This window comes from Pseudomonas sp. P5_A2_2, from assembly GCF_054177685.1.
Genome location: NZ_JBGCUL010001243.1, coordinates 1 through 1,163, shown reverse-complemented (window position 1 = coordinate 1,163; position 1,163 = coordinate 1). Strand labels below are relative to the sequence as shown.

Sequence of the window (1,163 nt, the reverse complement as noted above, 5' to 3'; positions counted from 1 at the left end):
GTAAGAAGCTTAATGTCATTTAATTGATGCAAAACCGGCAATCGAAACAATCCAGCATCAATGCGATTGTCAACTAAATTAATCAGCTGTGTTTCTGAAGACTCCTCCGACACTTCAATATGAACATCGGACATGCCCTCAAGATAAAGCCCGAGCACATCTTTTAAATTTCCTATAAGCGGAACAGTGCTGGCATGACCAAGTCGAATAGTACCACTTTGACCGTTGCCTACCGAAATAGCCAGTCGAGCTGCGCTATCGACGTCAGTTAAAATTGATTTGGCCCTAGGTAAGAAGGCTAACCCAGCATGTGTTAGATGGGGCTGTCTTGCGGTGCGCTCGAACAAAAGCGTACCAAGGTTACTTTCTAGCTCCTTCACTTGTCGACTTAGCGCTGATTGAGCAATAAACAATCTTTGCGCTGCGACACTGAAGCTTCCATGTTCCGCGATTTCTACAAAATATCGCAACTGCTTCATTGATATCATAACAGCTATGCCAAAATGTGATCAGTAAGATGTCATTTCCATATTAGTGGTTTTTTGCCATGTTGGGTAGGGTAATGAAACAACATGTAACGGAAATGCCGACAATGCCAGATGCTTTTCTCCACGCCCCTTTCGACAATACGACCTTGGTAGTAATGTTCGTTACCATCAGCTTGGCATACATAATTTTTTCTATTGCAGGTTTTGGAACGGCACTGGTAGCGGGGCCTGTGTTAGTGAATTACATGCCTCTGTCGCAAGTGATCCCTTTACTGGTGCTCCTTGACTGCGTGGCTGCATTTGGAAAACTGGCGCGTTCTCATCAGCATGTGGTGCGCATTGAACTCGCTAGGCTGCTGCCATTCATGGCCATTGGTAGCATGGCTGGCATAGCGGTGCTCCTAAAAACTAAATCTGACGTTTTAATGCTCGCGATGGGGTGTTTCGTAACCTTGTACGCGTTGTATATGCTTACAAAGCCTGTACGAACTAGTTACATATCTGCGGCTTGGGCAATGCCMTTGGGTATGGGCGGCGGCCTGTTTGGCGCCCTTTTTGGTAGCGGTGGCTTCCTGTACGCAATATATTTGAACGGCAGGATAAACACCAAAGAGAAAGCAAGTTCCACTCAAAGTACATTGATAGGAATTAGCACGCTCGTACGCATTTCCATGC

The 1,163-nt window shown here is 45.8% G+C and carries 2 protein-coding genes; one reads left to right on the top strand and one right to left on the bottom strand.

The features are described 5' to 3' along the window. Positions 1-479: LysR family transcriptional regulator (locus tag ACXRVY_RS30485; protein ID WP_458239135.1), on the bottom strand; the 479-nt coding region annotated here is incomplete at its 3' end. An 83-nt stretch (positions 480-562) separates the two neighbouring features. Here ACXRVY_RS30485 and ACXRVY_RS30480 point away from each other — a divergent pair. Continuing rightward, positions 563-1,163: sulfite exporter TauE/SafE family protein (locus ACXRVY_RS30480; protein WP_458239134.1), on the top strand; the 601-nt coding region annotated here is incomplete at its 3' end.